Source organism: Flavobacterium quisquiliarum, assembly GCF_019308285.1.
Classification (GTDB): Bacteria; Bacteroidota; Bacteroidia; order Flavobacteriales; family Flavobacteriaceae; genus Flavobacterium; species Flavobacterium quisquiliarum.
Genome location: NZ_WWEM01000020.1, coordinates 59335 through 83584 on the forward strand (window position 1 = coordinate 59335; position 24250 = coordinate 83584).

Annotated in this window: 15 protein-coding genes; 12 read left to right on the forward strand and 3 right to left on the reverse strand. The window is 36.7% G+C overall.

Annotation, left to right across the window (positions count from 1 at the left end; genetic code table 11):
* Positions 1 to 639: 639 nt before the first annotated feature.
* The 6 genes from GSY47_RS08425 to GSY47_RS08450 all read left to right on the forward strand — a co-directional run bounded on the left by GSY47_RS08425 (position 640) and on the right by GSY47_RS08450 (position 14802).
* Entirely contained in the window at positions 640 to 4569 is a 3930-nt protein-coding gene (locus GSY47_RS08425) for a beta strand repeat-containing protein (RefSeq protein WP_179005598.1), read from the forward strand.
* Between the two features lie 191 nt (positions 4570 to 4760).
* Positions 4761 to 6611, forward strand: coding sequence for a beta strand repeat-containing protein (locus GSY47_RS08430; RefSeq protein ID WP_179005600.1), 1851 nt, complete (start codon positions 4761 to 4763; stop codon positions 6609 to 6611).
* 341 nt (positions 6612 to 6952) lie between these two features.
* A complete protein-coding gene (locus tag GSY47_RS08435) occupies positions 6953 to 8194 on the forward strand; it encodes a hypothetical protein (protein WP_219071233.1) in 1242 nt (413 codons plus the stop codon).
* Positions 8195 to 8351: 157 nt separating this feature from the next.
* Positions 8352 to 9068: a hypothetical protein gene (locus GSY47_RS08440; protein WP_179005605.1), complete on the forward strand. Its 717-nt coding sequence runs from the start codon at positions 8352 to 8354 to the stop codon at positions 9066 to 9068.
* Positions 9069 to 9328: 260 nt separating this feature from the next.
* Entirely contained in the window at positions 9329 to 13522 is a 4194-nt protein-coding gene (locus GSY47_RS08445; protein ID WP_219071234.1) for a tail fiber domain-containing protein, read from the forward strand.
* A 32-nt stretch (positions 13523 to 13554) separates the two neighbouring features.
* On the forward strand, positions 13555 to 14802 hold the full coding sequence (locus GSY47_RS08450; RefSeq protein ID WP_179005609.1) for a gliding motility-associated C-terminal domain-containing protein: 1248 nt from the start codon (positions 13555 to 13557) through the stop codon (positions 14800 to 14802).
* 43 nt (positions 14803 to 14845) lie between these two features.
* Here GSY47_RS08450 and GSY47_RS08455 read toward each other — a convergent pair whose 3' ends face one another.
* Together GSY47_RS08455 and GSY47_RS08460 are read right to left on the reverse strand one after the other, a co-directional pair.
* A complete protein-coding gene (locus GSY47_RS08455; RefSeq protein WP_179005611.1) occupies positions 14846 to 15178 on the reverse strand; it encodes a YegP family protein in 333 nt (110 codons plus the stop codon).
* Between the two features lie 148 nt (positions 15179 to 15326).
* Positions 15327 to 16076, reverse strand: a complete 750-nt coding sequence (locus GSY47_RS08460) for a DUF1349 domain-containing protein (RefSeq protein WP_179005613.1) — start codon at positions 16074 to 16076, stop codon at positions 15327 to 15329.
* Positions 16077 to 16177: 101 nt separating this feature from the next.
* Here GSY47_RS08460 and GSY47_RS08465 point away from each other — a divergent pair, with 101 nt between their 5' ends.
* The 3 genes from GSY47_RS08465 (at position 16178) to GSY47_RS08475 (ending at position 18767) form a co-directional block, all read left to right on the forward strand.
* Positions 16178 to 16948: a response regulator transcription factor gene (locus GSY47_RS08465; protein WP_179005615.1), complete on the forward strand. Its 771-nt coding sequence runs from the start codon at positions 16178 to 16180 to the stop codon at positions 16946 to 16948.
* An 87-nt stretch (positions 16949 to 17035) separates the two neighbouring features.
* Complete coding sequence (locus GSY47_RS08470) at positions 17036 to 18160, forward strand: XdhC family protein (protein ID WP_179005617.1); 1125 nt, start codon at positions 17036 to 17038, stop codon at positions 18158 to 18160.
* Entirely contained in the window at positions 18150 to 18767 is a 618-nt protein-coding gene (locus GSY47_RS08475) for a nucleotidyltransferase family protein (protein ID WP_246611291.1), read from the forward strand. The genes GSY47_RS08470 and GSY47_RS08475 overlap by 11 nt, the downstream gene beginning before the upstream one ends.
* Before the next feature lie 87 nt (positions 18768 to 18854).
* Here GSY47_RS08475 and GSY47_RS08480 read toward each other — a convergent pair whose 3' ends face one another.
* Positions 18855 to 20003: a cysteine desulfurase family protein gene (locus tag GSY47_RS08480; protein ID WP_219071235.1), complete on the reverse strand. Its 1149-nt coding sequence runs from the start codon at positions 20001 to 20003 to the stop codon at positions 18855 to 18857.
* Positions 20004 to 20393: 390 nt separating this feature from the next.
* On the opposite strand from GSY47_RS08480, the gene GSY47_RS08485 reads away from it, so the two are divergent.
* Genes GSY47_RS08485 through GSY47_RS08495 form a run of 3 tightly spaced genes read left to right on the forward strand, consistent with a single transcriptional unit; the run spans position 20394 to position 24222 of the window.
* The gene (locus GSY47_RS08485; protein WP_179005621.1) at positions 20394 to 21032 is read left to right on the forward strand and encodes a (2Fe-2S)-binding protein; all 639 of its coding nucleotides are present in this window, start codon (positions 20394 to 20396) and stop codon (positions 21030 to 21032) included.
* Complete coding sequence (locus GSY47_RS08490) at positions 21029 to 22009, forward strand: FAD binding domain-containing protein (RefSeq protein ID WP_179005624.1); 981 nt, start codon at positions 21029 to 21031, stop codon at positions 22007 to 22009. The genes GSY47_RS08485 and GSY47_RS08490 overlap by 4 nt, the downstream gene beginning before the upstream one ends.
* Positions 22010 to 22017: 8 nt before the next feature.
* Positions 22018 to 24222, forward strand: coding sequence for a xanthine dehydrogenase family protein molybdopterin-binding subunit (locus GSY47_RS08495; RefSeq protein ID WP_179005626.1), 2205 nt, complete (start codon positions 22018 to 22020; stop codon positions 24220 to 24222).
* Positions 24223 to 24250 lie beyond the last annotated feature (28 nt).

Here is a 24250-nt window from a genome sequence, read left to right on the forward strand (position 1 = left end):
AACATTATATAAAAAAAAGCCATTTCCTAATTTTAGGAAATGGCTTTTTTTTTGTTTTTATAAATATTTTAAAAAAGTTTCTTTTCTGTAGTCACTAAAAATTTTATAAACCTAAGCTCGATTATTAAGGAATTGATTTATAAATGCGTTTTATTTCTGCAAGGTTTTTAAAACCTTGTAGGTGTCTGGATATGAATAGAATAATACCTGCAAGGTCAAAAAAGGAGCTTGCAGGAAATCCTTTTCGATAAATAATTGGAAATAAGTAAAATAAAAAATTATAATAATCGAACTCAGGTTATAATTAAAAATTTAAATAATTGATTATTAATGATTTAATTTTGTTAAATTTATATGTTGTTAAAAAAAAGAAGTACTCAAAAATGAATTTATTTTTGGTATTTGATATTTCTTTTTTGATTTACAAAACTATAAACCAACATATTTTAAAAAGCCATTTGATAAAATTGTACGAGCATTTTCTCAACCTATACACCCTTTAACTGAATCTAGTTTTTTTAGCTTTTTATAATACATTTTGAGGTGTTTGTTCAAAAAAACATCCAGTCCATTCTTTCTTTTTTAAGCCATTTTTATTTCTCTATAATTATTATTTGTTAATTCTAATAATGTAATCTTATGAAGAATAAAATACTTTTCACACTTTTGCTGTTGTCTAGTTTTGTAACCTATTCTCAAGTTGGAATAGGAACACCAACACCCAATTCATCTTCACAGTTGGAAGTTGCCGCAACCAATCGTGGTGTATTGATTCCTAGAATAAATTTAACGAGTTCAACAGATGTATCAACCATTGCAGGTGGAAATGTCAATAGTTTGTTGATATTCAATACAGCAACAATTTCTGATATAAAACCAGGATATTACTACTGGTTTGACAATAAGTGGAATCGAATAGTAGTTTCTGGAGAAACAGCTGTGCCAGCTGGATCTGTTATTTACAATTCGGTTAATCAGACTTTTTCATATATTGATAATTCTGGAAATTCGCAGGTAATTGATTTTAGTCCAATAGTTAAAGCTAATGAAACCATTACAAATCAGATACAGAATACTGCAACGGGAGCGATAACCTATACAAATGAAGCTGGAAATTCAACCACTTCTCAAGTGGTTAGTGCCAATACAGGGAATTTACTTAAAGCAGGAACAGATGGAGGAGCAATGTTAGATGTTGCTGCTATTCCGGTAAATCCTACTACTGTTTCCAACGCATCGACTGGAAATATAGCAACAGTTACAGTAAACGGAATTGCAAGCACTGGTGCTCCGATTGTCAATTTAAATGAAACATCGTTGTCAGGAACAAGTCTGACCACAACAGTAAACGGAGTTTCGAGTACGGCTTTGGATTTAAGTCCGATTTTAGCTTCTGGCACAACCAATACTTTAGGTTTGGTAGGAAATACATTGACTTCAAATGTAAATGGAATTTCGTCAACATCGAATGCAGTCAGTGGCCTTTCCAATGCATCAACAGGGAATACAGCAACGGTTACAGTAAACGGAATTACAAGCACTGGTGCTCCGATTGTGAATTTGAATGAAACTTCTTTGACTGGAACAAGCCTGACTACAACTGTAAATGGAGTAGCGAGCACACCTTTAGATTTAAGTCCGATTTTAGCTTCCGGTACAACCAATACTTTAGATCTGGCGGGAAATATACTGACTTCAAATGTAAATGGAGTTTCGTCAACATCAGATGCAGTCAGCGGAGTTTCCAATGCCTCGACTGGAAACACAGCAACGGTTACGGTAAACGGAATTACAAGCACAGGTGCTCCGATTGTCAATTTAAATGAAACTTCATTATCAGGAACAATCCTGACCACAACAGTAAACGGAGTTGCAAGCACAGCTTTGGATTTAGCTCCTGCAATTTCGGCATCGCAGACGGTTACCAATTTAGTTCAGACAGCAAGTACTGGAGTTATTACATATACCAATGAAAGCGGAACCAATCAGACCGCAAATGTAACCAGTACAAATGCAGGCAATATTTTAACCGTTGGAACAGACGGCGGATCTTTATTCACGCCAGCTTCACTTTCGGATGCAACTTCTGTTTCAAATTCCTCTACAGTAAATACGGCAACTGTGACTGTGAACGGAAAAACAAGTACAGGCGCACCGATTGTCAATTTAAATGAAACTTCATTATCAGGAACAAGTCTAACTACAATTGTAAATGGAGTTTCGAGTACGGCTTTGGATTTAAGTCCGATTCTTGCTTCGGGAACTACAAATGCTTTGAGTTTGGTAGGAAACACATTGACTTCAAATGTAAATGGAGTTTCGTCAACATCAAATGCAGTCAGCGGAGTTTCCAATTCATCAACAGGAAATACAGCAACAGTTACAGTAAACGGAATTACAAGCACAGGCGCACCGATTGTCAATTTAAATGAAACAGCATTATCAGGAACAAGTTTGACTACAACTGTAAACGGAGTTTCGAGTACGGCTTTGGATTTAGCTCCTGCAATTTCGGCATCTCAGACGGTTACCAATTTAGTTCAGACAGCAAGTAATGGAGTTATTACGTATACCAATGAAAGCGGAGCCAATCAGACTGCAAATGTAATCAGTACAAATGCAGGCAATATTTTAACCGTTGGAACAGACGGAGGATCTTTATTCACGCCAACATCTCTGGCAGATGCAACTTCTGTTTCAAATTCATCTACAGGAAATACGGCAACTGTGACCGTGAACGGAAAAACCAGTACTGGTGCTCTAATTGTGAATTTAAATGAAACATCATTATCAGGAACAAGTCTGACAACATCTGTAAACGGAGTTGCGAGCACAGCTTTAGATTTAGCTCCTGCAATTTCGGCATCGCAGACGGTTACCGATTTAGTTCAGACAGCAAGTACTGGAGTTATTACGTATACCAATGAAAGCGGAGCCAATCAGACCGCAAATGTAACCAGTACAAATACAGACAATATTTTAACTGTTGGAACTGACGGCGGATCATTGTTGACTTCAACATCCCTGGCAGATGCAACTTCTGTTTCAAATTCATCTACAGGAAATACAGCAACTGTGACCGTGAACGGAAAAACCAGCACAGGCGCACCGATTGTCAACAGTAATACCTTAACAGCTGCAAACGGCAACTTGGTATCAACAGTAAATGGTGTAGCAACAACACCAGAAGTTTCGGTGCTAATTGCAGCGAACAATGGTTTAACAGCGACTAATGGCAATGTGCAATTAGATGGAAGTTTAATAAAACCGACTATCATTGCTACTGATGCTACTAACACTTTGGCTATTTCAGGTTTACAGCCAAGTGCTGCCACAACTGATTTAATTGTCGTAGCAGATAATACAGGAGTTTTAAAAACTAAAACTCTGGCATCTTTAAATGCAAATAACTGGAATTTACTGGGTAATGCAGGTACTGACCCTTTAACTAATTTTTTAGGCACTACTGACAATGTTCCATTGCACTTCCGCATAAATAATACAAATGCAGGAAAGATAACAAATGATACATTCACAACTGCATTAGGTTATAATACATTAAGTCCTACAGCTACGGGAGTATACAATACGACTATTGGTACCAATACTCTAAATAAGCTTACCAGTGGAAGCTACAATACTGTTTTTGGTGTTAGTTCGGCTGAAAATCTTACGACTGGTTCTAATAATACTGCTTTAGGAATCAATAGCTTGCAAAACAACATTAGTGGTAATTATAATGTTGGTGTGGGAGCAAATGCTTTTCAGGCAGTTAACAGTGGCAACGGAAATGTTGGTTTAGGTAATAGTGTGGGATTCTTGCGTACAGGCAACCAAAATATAGCTATCGGATTTAGTGCAGACGACTTGGGAACTACAGGAAGCAATAACTTGGTAATCGGGGTTGGAAATAATACCTCTTCGCCAACAGTAAGCAACGAAATGAATATTGCCAATACTCTATTTGCTACATCAATAAATGGAGCAATTGGAACAGGTAGTGTAGGTATTGCCGTGCAGGCACCAACAGCAACACTAGATGTTAATGGCAATGCTCGTGTGCGTGATTTGCCAGCTGGTTTAGCAACAGATGATATTGTTACAACTGATGCGGACGGAAATTTAAGAACAATTACTCCGTCAGTTTTAGTACCCGTTACAACGGTTTCAAATACATCATCAGTGAATGCTTTAAGCACTACAGTTAATGGAGTAAAAGGTAATGATGTAAATATTATCAACAGTAACACTTTAACAGCCCCAAACGGCAACTTGGTATCAACAGTAAATGGTGTAGCAACAACACCAGAAATTCCGGTGCTAATTGCAGCGAATAATGGCTTAACAGCGATTAATGGCAATGTACAATTAGATGGAAGTTTAATAAAACCAACTGCCATTGCTACGGATGCTACTAACACTTTGGCTATTTCAGGTTTACAGTCAAGTGCGTCAGGAACTGATTTAATTGTGGTAGCTGATAATACAGGAGTTTTAAAAACTAAAACTTTGGCATCTTTAAATGCAAATAACTGGAATTTAATGGGTAATGCTGGTACAGATCCTTAACTAATTTTTTAGGCACAACCGATGATGTTGATTTAGTTTTAAGAAGAAATTCTATTCAGGCTGGGAAAATTGAAGCAACTAATATCTCTTTTGGAGTTAACTCATTTAATGATTATTCGCCAGGACTTTATAATGTTGCAATTGGTACCTCTTCCCTTTTTGAAAATTCAACAGGGAATAATAATACTGCAGTGGGTTATAATGCGCTAACAACAAGTCGAACAGGAAACAATAATGCTTCGCTGGGTTCTGACGCAGGCTCACTTAATACCCAAGGCTCGCAAAATACCTTTATCGGAACCAATTCAAATCCGACAGGAGGTGTATTTATAAATAATGCTACAGCTATTGGATATAATTCAACAGTAGCAGCCAGTAATAGTTTAGTACTTGGAGCTATTGGACCTGATGCTGTTAAAGTTGGTATTGGTATTGATTCGCCATCCAACACCTTACATGTAAAACCTATGGTAACGCTGAATCCCGTTCGTTTTGAGGGACTGCAGCCAAGTGTATCTGGAACTGATTTAGTTGTTGTAGCTGATAATACAGGCGTTTTGAGGACAGTGACTCCAAGTTCATTAGTTCCCACGACTTCTGTCTCCAATACATCATCAACAAATAATTTGAGCACTACAGTAAACGGAGTAACAGGAGCTGACGTTACTATTATCAACAGCAACACTTTAACAGCCACAAACGGAAATTTAGTGTCAACTGTAAACGGTGTACAAACAACGCCTGCAGTTCCTGTATTAATTGCAGCTAACAATGGTTTAACTTCAACTAATGGCAATGTACAGTTAGGTGGTGCTTTAACGATTCCAACAACAACTATTGCTACAAATGGTTCTACTAATTCATTAGCAATTTCAGGCCTGCCGGCTGGAGCGCCCTCAGATAGACTTGTAGCTATTGATCCTACAAGCGGGATTTTAAAAACAGTTACACAGGCAATGTGGTCTACAATAGGTAACGCAAGTACAAACCCAGCAAGCAATTTTTTGGGTACGACAGATAACCAGCCATTGAGACTAAGAATAAATAATGTTACAGCTGGCAATATAGCAACAAACAACACAGCATTGGGCTATCAAGCTTTGACCAACACAAATACAGGTATTGGTGGTGTAGAAAATACAGCAATTGGTGTTGGAACTTTGGTTTCAGTAATTTCTGGAGGTGATAACACCGCAGTGGGGCATAATGCATTAAACAGAACTACAAGCGCGGCCAATACTGCAGTTGGAGCCGTATCATTACCAATTAATGTAGGCGGAACAAGGAACACTGCAGTAGGTTTTCTAACCTTGACAGCTAATACTATTGGAAATTATAATAATGCTTTCGGTGTAAATGCACTTCATGATAATATTTCAGGCAGCTACAACCTTGCTGTTGGGAGTAATGCTGGCTATCTTGGTACAACTGGGAGCAACAACATTCTTATTGGCAGCATGGCATCTACATCAGACGGAGTTAATACTTCGGCACTTGCAGCAAGCAATGAATTAAATATAGGCAATACCTTATTTGGTACAAGTGTAAATAACAATTCTAATATAGGTCCTTATACTGGCAGAATAGGGATCAATACAAATGTGCCAACAGCCACTTTAGATATTAATGGAGCTGCTCGTGTACGTTCTTTGCCAGCAGGTTCGCCAACAGACAATATTGTTACCGTTGATGGAAGTGGCAATTTAAGAACCGTTCCTCCAGCAAGCAGTATTACAGTTACGATGAATATTGTGAGAAACACGGCTGATTACACCGTAGATCCTGCAACAGATAATGTGATATTAATAGATGCAGCTTCAAATAATGTTACCGTTACAGTTCCTTCTGGTGTAGCTGTGGGAAGAGTATTTACTATTAAGCGTGTTGACAGCGTTTTAGCCAACACAGTTACAATTACATTTGCAGGTGCAACTGCTGCGGTTAACGAAACAGATACGTTTATTTCAGTTGATATTAAAACAGCTTACCAGATTATTACTGCTGGAAGCGATAAATGGCAAACTATTTCAAAGTTTCAATAATTGAATACTGTCCTATGAGGTTGGTAATACTAATTTATAAATTTTATCTAAGCCTTTAAAAGTTTTTTGCACATTCTAGTAGCAGAAAACACCTTCCTTCCTTTAAAATTCATTTTTAGTATATTATTTGTTTGTTTTTAAATTATAAGAAAAAACACCGTAAGCCTGATACTCATTTACCTTAGAGAGATTTAGTGCATAAAAAACAATGTCTTAATATGATATTTTAAAAACGTCTAGTGGTAGAAAAATATCTTATTCTAAACGGAAATTTGCACTCTGTAAAACCCTACTAACAAAAACAATTAAACATCAGATTTTAAGAAATAAATTTAATCAAGATGAACTTAAAACTACCTAAGAGGCCCTTATTTATTCTTATAATTTTTATTATAAGTTTTTATGGCCATGCACAAGTAGGAGTTGGAACACTGGCTCCTGCTAGTTCCGCTCAATTGGATGTAACGGCTACCAATAAAGGTATGCTTATTCCAAGACTCTCTTTAATACAAACTACCAATCAAAGTCCGGTTACAGGTGCCATTGCAAATAGTTTGCTGGTCTATAATACAGCTACAGTAAATGATGTCACTCCGGGTTTCTATTATTGGCAGACTGATAAGTGGATTAGATTGATAGGAAAAAGCGATCCTGTTATATTTAATGAAACTTTGACTACCCTGACTTATGATGCCAATACCAATAGATTAACATACAAAGATGAAAACGGCGTTTCCAATGTTTTGCAATTGGTTGGACAAACAGGACAAGCAGGACCCGTAGGGCCAGCCGGACCACAGGGACCTCCGGGAATAGCTGGAAATAATGGGGCAAAAGGCGACAAAGGCGATACTGGAGCACAAGGAATTCCAGGAAACGACGGAGCAGCTGGAGCACAAGGAGGCATCGGTTTAATTGTTGATGGAACTAATACAACAGTGAGCGGTTCTGGAACAACGGCAGATCCTTATAAAATCAATACATCTTCAATGCCTGCTGCAACGGTGTCTAACACTTCTGCTGGCAACCTTTTAAACACAACTGTAAATGGTGTTACTGGACCAAACGTAACTATAATCAACAGCAATACTTTAACAGCTGTAGATGGAAATTTAGTGTCTACTGTAAACGGTGTAGCCTCAACAGCAACAGTTCCTGTGCTAATTGCTGCAGACAATGGTTTAACCGCAGCCAACGGCAAGGTACAATTAGGAGGCAATTTAACCCAGCCTACTACCATCACTGCTGATACTACCAATACTTTGGCCTTAAAAGGCTTGCAGCAGGGAACTTCATCAGGGGAATTACTTATGGTAGAGCCTACTACGGGCGTCATCAGAAAAATAAGTATCAACGAGTTGACTGGGGTTATAAAAGAGGAACTGACTGCTGTTTTTGGACAGAAGGATTTTGATACTCCACAGCCCATTACCTCTTTAGATAAAATACAAGTTTTTAGAAACGGAGTCGAAATAAATTTTACCGCAACCCTAGGAACTTCCCAAGTAACACTACAGCTTTATGCTGATACTAATGGAGCATGTTTGCAAGGCGATGAAATAAAAATTTACCAATGGAAATAAAAATAAACTAGCATTAAAATAAAAAACAATTCTTAAACCAATATAAAAATATGTAAAAAGAAAAGAAATAGAAAAAAAGAAAAAACAAATGGGATATTTTTTTTTAATATTCATAATAAACAACAGTAAACATAAATAATTAAACAAAATTTCAATCATGAAAAATAATACAATTAAAAAAACAGGTTTAAAAGCAGTTTTTGTACTAACATTAGCTTTAGCTGGCTTTAACGCTCAGGCACAAGACCAATCAACAGCTATAACCAAACAACCAAGTACCACCTTGCCTCAAGTGGGAGACGGTACTGCCCTTACACAAGGATCTGTAAGAGTAATTGACAATAAAGGAACCATTAAATATTTACAAGTTAAAAATGGTATTACACAAATTACAAATGCTGCTCCTAGTGGAGGTATTGTTACTACATGGCAATTGGGAGGCACATTAACTGATAATACCTATATTGATGCATCAAACAAAGTATTTGCGCTTGATGGAATTACGTTGGTAACTAACGAACCTGCTTCAACTGATGCAGGTGACAAAACTAAACATGGTACAGGAACAGGTCTAACACTTTTGGTACGTAATGAAGCCACAGGTGAAACTATGAAAATGAAATTTTCAGATTTAGTAAATGGAGGACAGACAGTAATAACTGCTGCTACTGCTACAAATGCCACTTTTACCGATGATACTCTTCCAGCAACTGTGCAAAAAGTATGGGTATATCGTAATGGTGCAAAATTAGTGGCAGGTCAAGATTATTCTTTGGCAGGAACTACTGTAACAGTTAATTTTGAGAATATAACAGTTCCTGACGATTATGCTTTTATAACTGGTGATAAGATAGAAATTCAGTGGGTTAAATAGTTAAGCACTCAAAAAGCAATAATTAGAGTAATATTAAATCACTTTTATCTCTCTGCCTCTTGTAAGGCAAGAGAGGTAAAAGTGATTATAAAAAGGAATACTAAATTGATATCTAATTATAACGCTAACTGTCCAGTTTGCTTTATAAATGATTTTTTTCAATGCGTATAGCGTTTTTTCCGTAGAATGTTGTCGGGTTTTTAGTGTAATATAGAACTAGGAGTGTATAAAAATAATACTCCAATTAAATGATTAAAAAAATGAATAAGTATTTAATAATATTGTTGTCTCTTTTATTCCCTTGTGTGCTTTTGGCTCAGAACAGGGGAATAAGAGCGGTTGATAATAAGGGTACAATTATTTATGTAGATCCAAGCAAATGGTTTCAGGTTGGAACTAATCTATTTAATAAAAACACTATAGGAAATGTAGCCATAGGATTAGATCCAGAAAGTCCTACGCCGGTCGATGTCGATTCCCGCTTGTATATTAGCAATGGGGGCAGCACCACATTACCTGCATTAAAATTGAATATTCCTTTTGACGGAGAATTGACTGACGATTTGCTTACATGGGATCCAAGTGACTTTTCAGTTAGAAAAATAGATATTACTAAATTATTGCCAAACGACTGGCATTTATTGGGGAATGCTGGAACTGATCCAACAACGAACTTCTTGGGAACTACAGATAATCAGGATTTATCATTTAGAACTTACAACACCGAAAGAATGCGTATTGCCTCATCTGGCAATATCGGTATAGGTACAGCTGCACCCGCAACCACATTAGAAATTAAATCAGCAACAGCTGATACATCCGGACTTAGGCTGACTAATTTGACATCGGCAAGCCCAGCAGACTTAACCGGAAAAACAATTGGAGTAAATGCTGCTGGTGATGTAGTTATTGTTAACAGTTCTGTTGCGGCAACAACTGTATCCAACACTTCAACTGGAAATTCTTTGACTACAACAGTAAACGACGTGACTGGAACTGCTGTCAATATCATCAATAGCAACACCTTGATAGCCACAGATGGCAAGCTAGTATCAACTGTAAATGGCGTAGAAACAACACCAGAAGTTCCTGTACTAATTTCAGCAAACAATGGCTTAACAGCAACTAATGGCAATGTACAATTAGACGGTGCATTAATAAAACCAACTACAATAACTACTGATGCTACCAATACATTGGCAGTTGAAGGTTTACAGTCAGCAAGTCCTACTGGTACTGATAATATAGTGGTTGCGAATCCTTCAACAGGGGTTTTGTCAACACTTGACCGTTCGTTTTTTAACAATGACTGGCATTTACTTGGTAACGCTGAAACTACGCCTGGTACTAATTTTATTGGAACAACCGATGATCAGCCTCTTATATTTAAGATAAATAATCAGCAATCAGGTGCTTTAACCAGTGTTTTTAGTGGAGCAAACACTTCTTTCGGCCATTATTCATTGCAAAATCCCAACGTAGCAGGTGGCGGAACAAACAACTCAGCATTTGGCGCAGGTGCATTGTTGCTTACTACAACGGGGACGGCCAATACAGGAATAGGAGTTACAACACTTCAGAATAACACCTCAGGCGGGAATAATACAGCTGTAGGAATGAACAGTATGTCAAATAGCGCTACAGGAAATGATAATACAGCTATGGGAGCGATGGCACTATTCGGGAGTAATGCTGGCTCTGGCAATACTGCCGTTGGATTCTCTGCAGGATATAATGTTCAAGGGAATTACAATACGCTCATTGGTTTAAAATCTGGTCTAAGTATTACGTCCGGTACAAATAATACTGTAATAGGAGGAAGCTCAACCGGAGACATCAGTGTTTCTGCAGCTAATGCCAGTCACGAACTAAACATCGGAAATGCCTTATATGGTACTGGAATTAATAACGCTGCCGGGGCAAATACAGGTAAAATAGGTATTAATGTACAAAATCCCGATGTAGAGCTAGATGTAAATGGAAAAGTTAAAATTCGTAATTTGCCTACAGTAACTGGCACAGATAATCTTGTAACAACAGACGCAACAGGTAACTTGCATCAAAGAACAGTGGCAGATGCGGTTGGGACTATAGGTTGGCTAGTAAAAGGAAATACAGGTACAAACCCAGCAATATCAGTTACAGGAACTGACTTTTTAGGTACTACAGATGACCAGCCTTTGATGTTCAAAGTTAAAGGCACAAACTCTGGTATGATTAGCACAGATACCAAAGGCAAAGGCAATACCACTCTAGGATTTAAGAGTCTCTTCAATTGGACAACTACTTCAGCTGGACAACAAGGTTTAAATAACACAGCTATCGGAAATAATACTTTGGCTGCAGGAGGTGCTTTCAGTGATAATACAGCCATTGGCTATAATGCTTTATTAAGATCAGCATCAAATGCCAATACAGCTGTAGGAAGCCAGGTAATGGCTACTTATACGACTTCGGTAGCAGCTGCTGGATGGAATACAGCTGTAGGGTATCTTGCAATGATGGGTCAAACTCCATCTAGTGTGAGCACAGGTGCTTATAACAATGCTTTTGGTTCGAGTGCGCTTCATGACAATAGTTCAGGCACAGGGAATGTGGCTATTGGTTTTGGTTCGTTATCGAGCAATTCAACTGGAAGCTACAATGTTGCTATAGGCCACAATGCAGGTAGTACTACAATAGCTGGTACGGGCACAGGTAGCAACAATATTCTTATTGGTGGAGTTGGAGGTACTACTCCATTTACAATTAATCCTTCTTCAGTAAGTGCCAGCAACGAAATGAACATTGGCAATACCTTGTTTGGCACAAGTATAAATGGTGCTATCGGTACAGGTAAGATAGGTATTGATGTACAGGGACCTCTTGTAGCCGAACTACAAGTATTAGGTTCGGTAAGAACCGGTACAAGTACAACAGGAACGATTGGTCAATACTCTTTTGCGGGGGGTACTAGTAGTGTAGCATCAGCTGCTGGTTCATTTGCTTATGGAAGTGGAGCAACTGCCACAGGAAGCAATAGTGCTGCATTTGGAAGTTCTACCGCCAGTGGTAATCAATCCTTTGCTGCTGGTAACAGCAATAAGGCATTAGCAAATTATTCAACTGCTATTGGTCAAAGTAATTTTATAGGTGATGGAGTAACGCTTTCTCCAACACCACTGAATGGAGCACCAAATACATTTATAGAATCAACCGGAAATCCAGCAACTGCCTCATTTGCGGCTGGCTACAATAATAGAATAAGTATCCGTCAAGCTGCGGCGTTTGGTGCCAGTAATGTAGTAAATGGTGAAAGCTCTGTAGCAATTGGTGTTCAAAATACAACAAATGGTCAAGCTTCTGTGGCAATGGGAAGTACCAATATCCCTTCGGCACAATATTCAGTAGCTATGGGCTTTAACAATACATTAGATGCCAATAGTACTTACAGCGTTGCTGCGGGTAATGGCAATAAATTAATATATGCTAAACAAGCTTTTACAGCTGGAGCAGCGAATGAAATTGGATCATCGAACACCAATACTGCAGATTATAGTGCTGTATTTGGTACGGGAAATAAAATTGGAGCTACCGCTCTAAGTACAGCAGCTTTTGCAGCTGGAAGCGGCAATATTATAAATGGTACTTATTTAAATGCAATGGGGCAAGGTAATAATATTGCTGGTACTGGTAATACAGCCATCGGACAAAGCAATGCTGTTCAACAATATGTAGGCAGTTCGGTAGCCTTAGGTTATCAGAATACATTATTGAGTGGCACTTCTGGTACTGCCAATACTTACAATGTAGCTGCAGGATTTAACAATCAAGTCGCTGGTTACGCTTCTATTGCACTTGGTGAAAATAATATCATTGGCATCGTAGGCAGCAATGTCAAAAGTGCTGTAGCAATCGGATATTATACTAATGTAGCGTCGGGGCACGATGGTTCGTTCGTTTTTGGAGATAGATCAAATGTCGCCACCGTTTCCTCTACAGCAGCAAACCAATTTACAGGTATGTTTAATGGTGGCTACCGTTTCTTAACCAACAGAGGCGATTTAAACAAAGGAATGGTAATGGATAATTTAGGTAACGCAACTTTTAGCGGTATGATAACTCCTAGTGCAGTAGTGCTTCCTTCAGATATACGTTTGAAAAAAGACATCCAAACCTTAACAAGTGTTTTAGATAATATTAAACAAGTAAGAGGAGTAACCTATTACTGGAAAGATGTTTCAAAAGGCACAGACCTTCAGTTGGGTATGATTGCACAAGAACTGGAAAAAGTTTATCCTGAATTGGTAATCACAAACAAAGAGACAGGTTTAAAAGCCGTAAATTATGCTCAGTTTACAGGAGTATTAGTAGAAGGTATTAAAGAACAACAGACTCAGATAGAAGATCTAAAATCTGAAGTAGAAACATTAAAAAAACAAATGCAGGAAATTAAAGATTTGTTGAAAAAGTAGTAAAAAGATTAGTTAACGCAAAATAGTAAGTCATGACTGGAATAAGTAGATATATAGCAATATTATTGTGCATTCAGAGCATAACGGCACAAACTGTCAATACAGGTGTGTTAACAATTGAACCCAACACTGTTCTTTCGACCTTTTTTGCTTTTGATAATAAAGCAAGTGGAGATGTTTTGCACAATGGAAATTTTTATGTCTATTCAGATTTTAAAAATGATGGTTTGTTTACCTATAGCGATTTATCGGATGGAAAAACTTTTTTTATTGGTAATTCCAATCAAGTAATAGAAGGAGCATCCATTTCAGAATTTCAGAATATCGAATTCAATAACGTTTCCAGTAAGTTTCCTTTTTCCTTAAAAACCACTGTTGTGGTTAATAAACTGTCATCCTTTAGAAACGGAATCGTAGACGGATCTCATGATGCAGGAATAATGATTTTCAAAGAAAATGCCTCCCATTCCCAAACCAGTAATTTGAGTTTTGTTGACGGAAGGGTAGAAAAAATAGGCACCGCAAAATTTGAGTTTCCTATTGGCGATGATGTGTATTACAGACCCTCTTTCAATGATGCAAACAAGGTTAATGATACTTATACAACCGAATATTTTTTTGAAACTATAGGCAATATTCATCCCTACACCAGCAAAGAAGCAAGTATTGTAACCATAGATGAAGCGGAATATTGGAATTTAACCCAAGAGCAAGGAACAGATAAAGCAGTTTTGAGTCTTACTTTGGACAAAAATACGACACCAGCTATTTTCTTTCAGGAAAGTAATGATACAGAATTGGCAATTGTAAGATGGGATGCTCCAACATCGAAATGGATTAATGAAAAAGGAGCAGCCACAGATGTTCTTACAGGAGCCGATTATACTAAATTAATAACTACTCAGGTCAGCGGTTATAGTGTCTTTACCATAGCACTAGTAAAAAAGGAAAATCCAGAACCACCATCTGATGAAATTGTAATTTATAATGCTGTTTCTCCAAATGGAGATGGAATAAATGATACTTTTCACATTAAAGGAATTGATAATTTTCCAAATAATAAAGTCGAAATTTATAACCGATGGGGTGTAAAAGTATACGATGCGAAGTCTTATAATGAGAGTGATATTATGTTTAGAGGTTATTCAGAAGGACGTGATACAGTGAAGAAAAATGAAGGGTTGCCTGATGGAACTTATTTTTATATTTTAGAATATGAAAGTGCAGGCAAAACAAAGCGAAGATCAGGGTATCTTTATATCAGCAAGGAGAACAAATAAAAAAAGCGAGGCTTAAACCTCGCTTCATTATTTATATTTTAATTTATGATGTTTGATCATCTATAGTGGCATCAGGAGCATTTTTCTTTACAGATTCGATTCCGTTTTCTCTAGCGGCAACACTTTCATACATTTCGCTTGAACCAATAATTTGTCCATTTCCAGCTTTTAGATTGAAATATGGTTTTCCGTTTTTGGCTTCTTTTCTATCATAACGGTTATCATCACTTGCATTAGTTTTTACAGATTCGATTCCATTATTACAAGCCGCTTTTGTAGTATAACCTTCGCTTGTTAGAATAGTCTGGCCATTACCAGCTTTTAAATTGAATTGAAACTCTCCGTTGGTTCTGGTAGTAATTACAAATTTTCCCATGTAGTTTTTTATTAAAGTTAGGTAATATATTCATTTTGCTAAAGATAAAAATACAAAACTTAGTCATATAAATCATACATCAGTTTGAAAAAATGATTATCAAAACAATAAAAATGATCAAAAAAGCAGTTCCTTTATTAAGTTAAAGTTATATTCCTAAACGAAAATCAGATACACTTTTTTCTTCTAAATTGATTTCTTCAAAAATACTTTGAGTTCCTTTATCTACAGGACACTGCGTGCTAATTCCCATCCAAATTTTTTTTGGATAGTTGTTTTTATACAAACGCACCATCTGCCAGTTTTTTTTATCTAAAGAATAATAACTTGCAACTGTTTTGGTATCCGAAGAGATTTTCATATAAACCGTAGGCTCTTTTACAACATCATGATTATTATCGTCAGAAGTGCCCATAGTACGAACCGTTACAATTCTATGATTGCCTCTTTCGTCTTGTTCAAAGCAGAATTTCTGGTAAAAACTGTCATTTACATAAATATATAAAACTCCGGCATTGTACAATCCTTTTTCGGTAAATTCAGGTGTAACTTTAGCCGTTAGCGTAAAAGGTTTGGTATTGTCAACTTTAGACAAAAGCATTGGAGCAGTAGTGTTGGATAGTTTTCCGTCAGGATCAGAGAAATAATCCGATTTTTCTCCAGCTTTAAAGATGATTTTCTCGTTTGCTTCTTTTTTAATTAAAGTATCAGCGCCATTTAGTGCTTTAGTAAAATGTATGTTTGATAACTTAATATCACATGGTAAACCATTAACAATTGCAGAATCTAATTTTATTTCTTCTTTCATTGTTGTTTTTGCAGTTTCATTTTTGTTATTACAGCTTGATAATACAGAAAGACTCAAAATAGTAATAGCGCTATAAAAAATTGTTTTCATAAATTATTTTTTTGGGATATAAAGTGATATTTTTAGTTTTCCAAAAATAGTGTTGCTTACAAAGAAAGGCAATACGTAAAATTAACCAATTACAATTCCGAATGTCACAAAATCCTTCAATCGAAAATCAATTAATGACTACGTTTTTAGAACAAAAATTTGAGATTGAAGAATCTAATGATATCGAAATGTACAAACAATTTGTTGCTAATTATGTAAAGATCGAACAATGTGTGGCTGTTTTATCTGATTACCAAGCAGATTGCAGTTATATTTATGCGGGAAGCTTTGGTGCTGTTTTTGGACTTCCAGATGAAAAATCCGTAATTGATTCTGCTTTTGAAGAATGTATTTTCACAAAAATAAATGAGGATGATTTAGCGCAACGTCATGTCTTAGAACTTAATTTCTATCAGTTTTTAAAAGGAATTCCGAAAGAAGAATATAGCAATTACAGTACTTTCAGCCGTCTTCGAATGAAAAGTTCGGCAGAAAAAAATGTTTACATCAATCATCGTACTATTTATCTCAAAACATTCAGTAACGGAAGTATTTCATTAGCCTTATGTTTGTACCTTCCATCTACAGATTTACAAGCTAGAACAGGAATTGAAGGGAAAATTATAAACATTCAGACGGGTGTTGTCGTTGAAGCTGAGAAATATAAAAACAATGCAGAATCAATACTTTCTAAAAGAGAAATAGAAGTTTTAAACAGTGTAGCAAAAGGAAATAAAAGCGAACAAATTGCTGCTGAAATGTATATTTCTGTTTACACAGTTCGCCGACACCGCCAAAATATTATTGAAAAATTAAAAGTAACGAATACAGCGGAAGCAGTACAGACCGCTTTTGCGATGGGAATTATTTAGCATTAATCTTATAAAGGTTTTTTGTATTTTTATAATTATCTGCTAATGGTATACAAAGTTAATTTTGGCAGATGATATTGTTTTTTTATGAAAGAAATCAGCGAAATTCTTAAAGCATATTCAAAAGCAAAATTGGAAGAAAAGAAAACAGCTTTAGCCACAGTGGTTAAAGTTGAAGGATCGTCCTATCGTCAACCTGGAGCTCGCATGCTTGTTACTGAAGATGGTCAGTTAACCGGTGCGATAAGTGGTGGTTGTCTTGAGGGAGATGCTCTTCGAAAGGCACTGCTTTCTATCCATCAAAAACAGAATAAGCTTATAACTTACAATACCAGTAATGAAGACGATGTTGAATTAGGGTTACAATTGGGATGTAACGGAATTGTGCATATACTTTTCGAGTATATTGATGAGGAACAGGCGAATAATCCGATACAGCTTTTGCAGCAATTAGAATTAGAAAGAAAAGAAGCGGTTATTGTTACTGTTTTTTCACTTAAACGAAATGCCCTTCAAATGGGAACAGTATTATTTTTTAGGAAAGACAGTCCTATCTTAAATCATAATAACGCAGTTTTAAAACTAATTTCGGATGTGAAACAAGTGCTTCAAAATAAGGCATCGGTCGTAAAAAAACTTCAAACCGAAAATAACAATGAAGCTTTGATTGAATACATCAATCCGCCAATTTCACTTGTAATTGCTGGAGCAGGAAATGATGTGCAGCCTTTAGTAAAAATGGCTTCTATATTAGGTTGGAAAATTACTATTGGCGACGGTCGGGCGACTCATACAACTGAAAAGCGTTTTCCTAAAGCAGATAAAGTTCAAACTGTTAAGCCAGAACAATTTCTAGAGAATATTATAATTGATGAGCGTACCTATTTTGTTTTAATGACGCATAATTATAAATATGATGTAGCGGTTCTAAAACAGCTTTTAGAAACCAATTGTAAATACATCGGAATTCTTGGCCCTAAAACCAAATTAAACCGAATGCTGGATGATCTTGAGAACGAAGGAATAAAGCTTAGCGACGAACAATTGGAACGCATCTACAGTCCGATTGGTTTAGATATTGGAGCAGAAACTTCAGAGGAAATTGCTCTCTCAATTGTCGCAGAAATCAAGGCCTTTTCAACAGGAAAGACTGGTACTTCTTTAAAATATAAATTGGGTAAGATCCATGATGAGGTGCCGCATGAGGGATAAATTTCAAAATAAAACAGGAATCATCATTTTAGCCGCTGGAAATTCTTCCAGACTAGGCCGTCCCAAGCAATTACTAGAATATAAAGAATCGACACTTTTAAAAAACACAATTTTCGAAGCCTTAAAGGTCGAAAATGTATTCGTATTAGTTGTAACAGGTGCAAACCACGAAACTATCGAAAAGGAGCTTAATTTTCCCGAAATTAGAATTTGTTTAAATACAGATTGGCAAAATGGAATGTCATCTTCAATTGTAAAAGGTTTAAGCGAATTATTGAACTTAAACCCCGATTGTGAACAATGTATTTTTGCAGTCTGCGATCAGCCTTTTGTGACCAGTTCCATATTTGAAAATCTTATAAAAGAACATCAGATTACCCAAAAAGGAATTGTTGCTTCAGCGTACTCCGAAACTCTGGGAACTCCAGTATTATTCCATAAGAAATATTTTAAAGAATTATTGGATTTACAAGGGCAGGAGGGAGCAAAAAAACTCATTAAAAAATATGCTGAAGATATCGCTTCGATTTCTTTTGAAAAAGGTAGTATTGATATTGATACTGAGGAAGATTATAATAAGTTGATTTTTAAAGGAGGGGCAAAGTAACAAAGTAACAAAGTAACAGAGTTTTTTTTTAATCCTTTTAACCTGTGAATCCCGATAGTTATCGGGAGTGGCAAAAAACTTAGCGCCTTAGTGCCTTCGTGGCAAAACAAATTGTTGAGCCAAAGTTAAAACCCGTTCAACCGTAATATCAATTTCTTCATCAGTAGTAAATCGTCCCAAACTAAAACGAATGGAACTCAAAGCTTCTTCATCAGACAATCCCATCGCTTTCAAAACATGTGAAGGCTCCGAAGTAACCGCAGAACAAGACGAACCATTGGAAACCGAAATATTTCCCAAAGCCATAATAAGTTGTTCCGAATTCACACCCGGAAAACAAATATTAGTAGTATTATAAATTCGTTTTTGAGTGTTTCCGTTTACGAAAGAACCTTCGAATTGTAACAAGTTGTATTCGAGTTTATTTCGTAATAGATGAATTCTATTTGAATCTTTTTCTAGTTCATTTACAGCTATTTCCGAAGCTTTACCTAAACCGATAATTCCGTGTACATTGAGTGTGCCACTGCGTAGTTTTCGTTGTTGTCCGCCGCCTATAATTTGAGGAAGCAGTTTGATTTTGGTTTTCGCCGAAACATACAAAGCACCAACTCCTTTTGGACCATAAAATTTATGAGCAGATAAAGTTAAAAGATCAATTCCCAATGCTTTAACATCAATTGGAATTTTCCCAACTGCTTGTGTGGCATCGCACATAAAAAGTACATTTTTACTTTTCAGTATTTTAGAAATTTCACTAACATTTCTTATGACACCTGTTTCGTTGTTAGAAAACATTCCGATGAAAACCAGAGTTTTATCTGTTATAGTTTCGTCTAAAAGGTTTAGATCTAAAAGCCCGTCATGGTGAACAGGTAAATAACTGACTTCAAAACCATTATTTTCCATAAAACGACAAGTTTCAAGTACCGCTTTATGTTCTGTCGAAATGGTTATGATATGTTTTTTATCTTGGTTTATGAGACCTTTAATTGCCAGATTGATTGCTTCTGTAGCTCCCGAAGTAAAAATAATTTCTTCAGCGTCTGCATTAATTAAAGCAGCGACTTTCCAAGCAGCATTTTCTACAGCTTCGTTTACTGTTAGTCCTGCAATATGACTGCTTGTAGAATTGGCATACAAATCAGTAAAATAGGGAAGCATAGCATTCAAAACGCGTGCATCAACACGAGTCGTGGAGTTATTATCAAGATAAATATTTTGTTGATGTGACATAAATCAAAGATTAGTCTTGTAAAAATACAATTTTCAGTGTTTAACGACAATTCAGATGATTATAGGGAGCAAAGTTTTTTTCTCTCGCAGATTTTGCAGATAAAGCAGATAAATTTAGCAGAATAAAAATCTGTGGAATCTGCAAAATCTGCGGGAAACGGATATGTGCAAAGTATATTTATAAAGTTTTCCGATTCCAGCTTTGCGAACTTTGCGTTTTTATTAAGGTGTAAATAGTAAAAAAACTTGCGCTCTTTGCGGTTAAATAAAAATTGAAATTGTAATTATTCTAAATAAGCCTAATATTTGAATTTCATAACTTTTTGTGATTTAAGATTGTTAAATTTGTTAGAATACCCAAGTGATTTTGCTAATTTAAAGATAGATAGAATGGCTTCTAAAAAAAATAATCCGAAAGAAGTAACGGAGAATGACTCCAATTCCCGTCGTGACTTTATAAAAAAATCGGGACTTTTTACTGCGCTGGCTTTTACACCACCTTCATTGGTAATGGCTTCAGAGAACAAATGGGATGAAAAAATAGCAGAGTATTTAGAGACGGTACCGCTATCTATTGAAGTAAACGGTAAAAAACACAATCTTAATATCGAGCCGAGAACTACTTTGCTTGATTTGTTAAGAGAGCAATTACAGCTTACCGGAACCAAAAAGGGCTGTGATCACGGACAATGCGGCGCCTGTACAGTTCATGTAAACGGAACGCGAATTTTATCCTGCCTGACTTTGGCATCCATGCAGCAAAATGCAGAGGTTACTACAATTGAAGGGCTTGCAAAAGGAAAAAAACTGCACCCAATGCAGGAAGCTTTTATCAAACATGATGGTTTTCAGTGCGGTTATTGTACGCCTGGACAAATCATGTCGGGTATTGCCTGCATCAAAGAAGGCCATGCCAACAGCAGAGAAGAAATCAGAGAATACATGAGCGGTAATATCTGTCGATGCGGTGCTTACCATAATATTGTAGATGCTATAACTGAAGTGAAGGAAGGAGGGAAAGAGTTATGAAAAATTTCCAGATAATTAGAGCTTTATCATCAAGAACAGCCGTAACGAATATTAGCAAAGAAAATGAAGCTATGTTTATTGCAGGCGGAACAAATCTGGTGGATTTAATGAAAAAGAATGTTGTAGCGCCAGACAAATTAATTGATATCAACGGTTTAGATTTAAAGGAAATAGAATTTGTAAAAGGAAAAGTTTCGATAGGCGCTTTAGCAAAAAACAGTCAGGTTGCTGAAGATGTAGCAATAAAAGAAAAACATCCTTTATTGTCTTTAGCTTTAGCAGCAGGAGCTTCACAACAAATCAGGCACATGGCAACAGTTGGCGGTAATATGCTGCAGAAAACTAGATGTTCGTATTATTACAATACCGATATGCCATGTAACAAAAGAACACCAAAAAGTGGCTGCGGAGCTATTGGCGGTTCCAACAGGATGCACGCTATTTTTGGAGCTTCAGATAGTTGCATTGCCGTTCATCCAAGTGATATGTGTATTGCATTGGCTGCATTAGACGCGCAGGTTTTAGTTGAAGGACCAAAAGGCAAAAGACAAATTAAATTTACTGATTTTCATCGTCTGCCAGGAAATACGCCTGAAAAAGACAATACTTTGGAAGCAAAAGAATTGATTACTTCTGTTGAAATTCCAGATCATAATTTTACCAAAAACGTACATTATCTAAAGGTTCGTGATAGAACGAGTTATGCCTTTGCATTAGTTTCTGTTGCTGCAGCATTAGATTTAAAGAATAATGTAATAAATGATGTCAGACTAGCAATGGGTGGCGTGGCACATAAACCGTGGCGATTAACTGAAGCAGAAGAATTTCTAAAAGGGAAAACAGTTTCAGAAGAAGTTTTTAGACAAGCAGGCGATTTAGCTATGAAAGGTGCTAGAACTTATGGCGGAAATGACTTTAAAATTACGCTTGGAGCGAATACTATAACAGAAGCACTTACGATAGCAGCATCAAAATAATTAGAATTATGAGCAAGACAAGTAATATTAATAGAGTTGACGGATTTGCTAAAGTAACGGGTTCTGCAACATATTCTGCTGAATACAAAACACCTGGAGTGGTTTATGGCTGTTTGGTGGGAAGTACTATTGCTAGAGGAAGAATCAAGAGTATTGATACTAAAAAAGCAGAATGGGCACCTGGAGTTTTAGCTGTCATTACCCATTTGAATGTGGATAAACCTACAGGATATCAAAAGGTAAAAGACAAACGTAATTTTGGGCAGCCATTACAAATTTTTAAAGATGACTCAGTATTATACTATGATCAGCCAATTGCTTTGGTTATTGCAGATACTTTTGAGCGCATGCAATATGCTGCGAGTTTAATCAAAGCAGATTATTTTAAGGAAGAGCATTCAACAGATCTTCAAAAAGCAGCTGATAAAGAGAAAAAAATAGATACCGAAAAAGGTAATGATTACCATCGTGGAGAACATGACGGCTATAAAAATGCTGAGGTTATTTTTGAAGCCGAATATACCATTCCGACAGAAGTTCATAATCCGATGGAATTGGCTAATATCATCGCGAAATGGGATGGAAACAAACCGACTTTATATACTAAAAGTCAGGGAGTAGAAGGAACACGAAGAAGTGTCGCAGGAGTTTTTGATGTTCCTGTTGAGGATGTTTCGGTGTTTTCAGAATATCTGGGCGGAGCATTTGGAATGGGATTACATACTTGGCCTTATGAAATTGCCGCTTTGATGGGCGCAAAGAAATTAAATCGTCCAGTAAAATTGGTTTTGCATCGAGAACAAATGTTTACTAATGTTGGTTTCAGACCCTTTACAATTCAGAAAATGGGTCTTGGAGCTACAAAAGCGGGAAAACTAACAGGTTTAACTCATGAAGCTGTTGCGATGACTTCCAGTTATGAAGATTTCATGGAAGGAACGGTAAACATGTCCCGATTTATTTATGATTGTGCTAATGTTTCGACACGTTATCGTATTGTGCCTTTGGACACTTGTACACCAATCTGGATGCGTGGCCCAGGAGAAGCAACCGGTTCGTTTGCGTTGGAATGCGCAATGGATGAGATGGCCTATAAATTAAACTTGGATCCAATTGAATTCCGCAAACTAAATTATGCGGAAAAAGATCAGGAGCAGAATAAACCTTGGAGCAGTAAATACCTTTTGGAATGTTATGAAGGCGGAATGGAACGCATTGGCTGGAAAAATCGTAAAAATGAACCAGGTTCAGTTAAAGAAGGAAACTGGCTCGTAGGTTACGGAATGGGAACAGGAACTTTTGGCTGTTACAGAAGTCCAACTTCAGTAAAAGCAAAATTTTTACCTGACGGAAATTTAGTACTGCAATGCAGTGTAAACGATATGGGGCCAGGAACTGCAACCATGATGACAGCAATTGGCGCTGAAATTACAGGACTTCCTGTTGAAAATATAATCATTGAAATGGGAAAAAGCGGACTGCCAAAAGGCCCAACTCAAGGAGGGTCGGCTACGACTTCATCGGTCGGTTCTGCGGTACATGATGCTTGTAATTTATTAGTCAGTAAAGCGGTCGGATTAGCGAGTGGAACTTTAGCATTTAAGGGAATTCCTATTACAGAGTTGACTTTTGAAAATGGAGTAATTTCGTCTAAAAAGAACAGTTCAAAAAGCGTTACGTTAGCCTCTTTGTTAACAGCGAATAAATTAGACGAACTGACGGTAGAAAATCTTTCAAAGGCAGATGAAGAAGCGAAGAAATATTCTATTTATTCTTTTTCGGTACATTTTGTAAAAGTTTTGGTGAATCCAAATCTGGGTAAAATTCGATTGGCACATGTAGTTTCCTGTGCTGATATTGGAACGGTAATCAACCAAAAAACTTCAGCAGGACAAATGTATGGTGGTGCGGTAGGGGGAATCGGAATGGGGTTGATGGAAGCTTTAGAAATCGATCATCGTTTTGGTCGTCCAATCAATAATAATTTTGCTGATTATCATGTTCCTGTAAATGCTGATATTGAAAAACAGGAAGTTTTTTTCGTTAATAAAAAAGACCCAATCAGTAATCCAATGGGAACAAAAGGATTAGGAGAAACTGCTTTGGTTGGAATGGCGCCTGCAATTGCAAATGCCGTTTTTAATGCCACTGGAAAGCGAGTTAGAGATCTGCCGATTACATTAGATAAAATTATAGAAACCGTTAAGGTTTAAAAACAAAAAGAGATATTGAAAAATGTCT